This window comes from Micromonospora sp. DT4, from assembly GCF_049841675.1.
Classification (GTDB): domain Bacteria; phylum Actinomycetota; class Actinomycetes; order Mycobacteriales; family Micromonosporaceae; genus Micromonospora.
This window is the reverse complement of sequence record NZ_JBNCKT010000238.1, coordinates 1-2840: the sequence shown is the minus strand read 5'-3', so window position 1 is coordinate 2840 and position 2840 is coordinate 1. Positions and strand designations below refer to the sequence as shown.

Annotated in this window: 4 protein-coding genes; all 4 read left to right on the top strand. The window is 69.7% G+C overall.

The features are described 5' to 3' along the window. Positions 1 to 202: 202 nt before the first annotated feature. Positions 203 to 775 carry a recombinase family protein gene (locus tag ACLQ24_RS29185; RefSeq protein WP_425894954.1) on the top strand — a complete coding sequence of 191 codons (573 nt, stop codon included), beginning with the start codon at positions 203 to 205 and terminating at the stop codon, positions 773 to 775. Next, on the top strand, positions 772 to 1041 hold the full coding sequence (locus ACLQ24_RS29180) for a hypothetical protein (protein ID WP_425894953.1): 270 nt from the start codon (positions 772 to 774) through the stop codon (positions 1039 to 1041). The genes ACLQ24_RS29185 and ACLQ24_RS29180 overlap by 4 nt, the downstream gene beginning before the upstream one ends. 103 nt (positions 1042 to 1144) lie before the next feature. After that, positions 1145 to 2185 carry a hypothetical protein gene (locus ACLQ24_RS29175; protein WP_425894952.1) on the top strand — a complete coding sequence of 347 codons (1041 nt, stop codon included), beginning with the start codon at positions 1145 to 1147 and terminating at the stop codon, positions 2183 to 2185. After that, the gene (locus ACLQ24_RS29170; protein ID WP_425894951.1) at positions 2182 to 2532 is read left to right on the top strand and encodes a glycosyltransferase family 2 protein; all 351 of its coding nucleotides are present in this window, start codon (positions 2182 to 2184) and stop codon (positions 2530 to 2532) included. The genes ACLQ24_RS29175 and ACLQ24_RS29170 overlap by 4 nt, the downstream gene beginning before the upstream one ends. The last annotated feature ends 308 nt before the right edge of the window (positions 2533 to 2840 follow it).

Below are 2840 nucleotides of genomic sequence, written 5' to 3'. Positions count from 1 at the left end.
TGAACGCCATCCGCATCCCACACCGAGTCGGACGCCCGCGTACCCGACCCGCCCGGATCCTGGCCGACAAGGCCTACCCCAACACCACATCCGCCGATCCAGACAACCGCGTCAGAATAGAATCCGCTGTGGCGTTTCTTGACGCTTGTCCGCCAGGGTTATAAGGTCCAGCTTGACATTTCGGCGGGGAAGGGGTGTTCGGGTGCGGGTGGGTTACGTCAGAGTCAGCACGGTCGAGCAGAACACGGTGCGCCAGCTCGACGGCGTCAACCTCGACCGGGTGTTCACCGACACCGCGTCAGGCAAGGACACCGCCCGGCCGAAGCTCGACGAGCTGATCGCGTTCGTCCGCGACGGCGACACCGTCCTCGTGCATTCCATGGACCGCCTCGCCCGCAATCTCGACGACCTGCGCCGCCTGGTCCGGACGCTGACCGGCAAGGGCGTGCGGGTGGAGTTCGTCAAGGAGAGCCTTACCTTCACCGGGGAGGACTCGCCGATGGCCACCCTGCTGCTGAGCGTGATGGGCGCGTTCGCGGAGTTCGAGCGGGCGCTGATCCTGGAACGCCAGCGGGAGGGGATCGCGGCGGCCAAGCAGCGCGGCGCCTACACCGGCCGCAAGCCGGCGCTGACCGCCGAGCAGGCTGACCAGCTACGCCAGCGCGCCGCGGCCGGGGAACGCAAATCCGCCCTGGCCGCCGAGTACGGCATCAGCCGCGAAACCGTGTACGCCTACCTACGACCGGCGACCGTGACGGGAGCAGCCACCGCATGAGCAGCCTGGAAGAACTCGAACGACGCATCACCGCGATCGAGGACCGCCTCGGCGTGGAATCCGGCTTGCGGGCCAGCGGTGACCGCGACCTCGCCGATATGGCCCAGACGCTGCGCGCCCAGCAGCACACCATCCAGGCTCTGGCCATCACCCAGTCGCAGCACAACGAGAAACTCGACCGGCACGAGGACTCGCTGACCGCGGCGCACGGCAAGCTCGACCGGATCATCACCATGCTCGACCGGCTCCTCGACAGCGGCCAGTAGTGTCCGACCCCTGCCGATGTTGATCACGCACGGTAGAGCCAGTGTGTTCGTTCTGTCGTACCCGGGTGCAAGGATCGACGCTTCGCCGCCGGGGGGTGTGACCGTGATCGACCCGAAACCGTCCGCCGCGCCGTCGTGGACGTGCGACGACGACGCCATAGTGCTGGCCCGCTTGGGAGATGTGACGGTCGCCGTCTGCTCCCCGGTGGCGTTGGTGCGCGAGACCGTCGCCGAGTTCTACCCGAGCGCTGCGGCAGGAGCCGTGCCGCAGTGGACGGTGACCGCGCTCGGCGAGCCGGTGCCGACCGGGATGCGCCGCACGTCGTTCGGGGTCGGGGTGCAGGTCGACGCTGCGACGCGCGAGGTGATGTTGTGGTCGGCGTCGGCGTTCGACCTGGCGGTCACCGCCCGCAAGGTCGTGCGGGAGGTATTCCTGGCCGCCTGTGAGCAGGCCGGGTACACGATGGTCCACGCCTCGGCGGTTTACACCGACGAGCAGGTGGTGGTGTTCGCCGCGGACAAGCGCGGCGGCAAGACGACCCTGGCGTTGCGGGCGGTGCTCGATCGCGGGTGGCGGTGGCTGTCCAACGACCACCTGATCCTGCTGCCCGACGGGCACGGCGGGCTGACCGCGACGTCGCTGCCGACGCCGATCCCGGTTAAGGCCGGCACGCTGGTCGACCTGTGGGACAGGCTGCCGGCGCCGTGGGATGCCAACGGGTTCGACATCCAGGCGTGGCGGCAGGTGCCGGTCTCTCGCCGGCATGCCGCCGATGACGCCGCCTACTTCACGTTCGCCCGGTTCGGCCAGCCGAACCCGGTCCTGGTGCCGCTCGCCTCCCTGCGGATCAGTGTCGTGTTCCCCCGGTACGCGGGCTCGGACGAAACGGTGGCCGCACCGACGGTGCTCGACGTGCCCGCCGCGGCGGCTGAGTTGGCCGGGCACGTGCGGACGGACTGGCTCGCCAACGACCGGCTGCACCAGCGGCACCTGCCGTTCGAGCACCGCGACCCGGGCGTGTTCGCCGCCGATGGTGCCCGGCTCACCCGGCGTCTCGCCGAGCTGGGTGACGGAGGATGCCGCTACGTCCACCGCGGTAATCCGGGCCCGCTGCTGGACGCCCTCGCCAAGGCCAGCCGGTGAGCGCCCGGCCGACGGTGAGCACCGTGATCACCACGTTCGACCGGCCGGACGGTCTGCGTCGGGCCCTGGCCAGCGTGGCAGCCCAGCCGGGCGCCGGGCACGAGGTGGTGGTGGTCAACGACGCGGGCCCGGACGTCACCGGCCTGGTAGCCGAGACCGCCGCGCTGCTACCGGTGCGGCTGATCACCCTGCCGGCCAACCGTGGTCTGGCCGCGGCCCGTAAGGCCGGGATCGCCGCGGCCCGCGGCGAGTTCGTGGCGTTCTGCGACGACGATGACGTGTGGCTGCCCAGCCATCTGCCGACCGCGTTGGCCGGTCTCGGCGCCGGTGACGTCGACGTCGTGTAACACCACCTGCCTGGTCGCGCACGCGCTCGCCGTCCCCGGCCGGCCGGTGCCGGCCGAGCATCGGTTCGCGATGCCGTTCGATGCTGACGTGCTAGGTGACTGGTGTTAAACGCGGGATCTGGCCATATCGGAGGGTCGCCGCGACCCCCGTCGGACGCTGTACGGCGGCCAGCGACCAGTACAGCCGTGCTTTTGCCAACACGGAACGTGATTCTCCCGTTTAACACCAGTCACCTAGGGCCTGTCTTGTGGATCATGGTTGGTGGGGTAGGAACATCACGGGTGTCCGGAGTGTTACCCGAGCGCTA

Excerpts from the sequence above, each read along its gene's own strand:
- ACLQ24_RS29180 (WP_425894953.1), top strand. The coding sequence starts at position 772 with ATGAGCAGCCTGGAAGAACTCGAACGACGCATCACCGCGATCGAGGAC.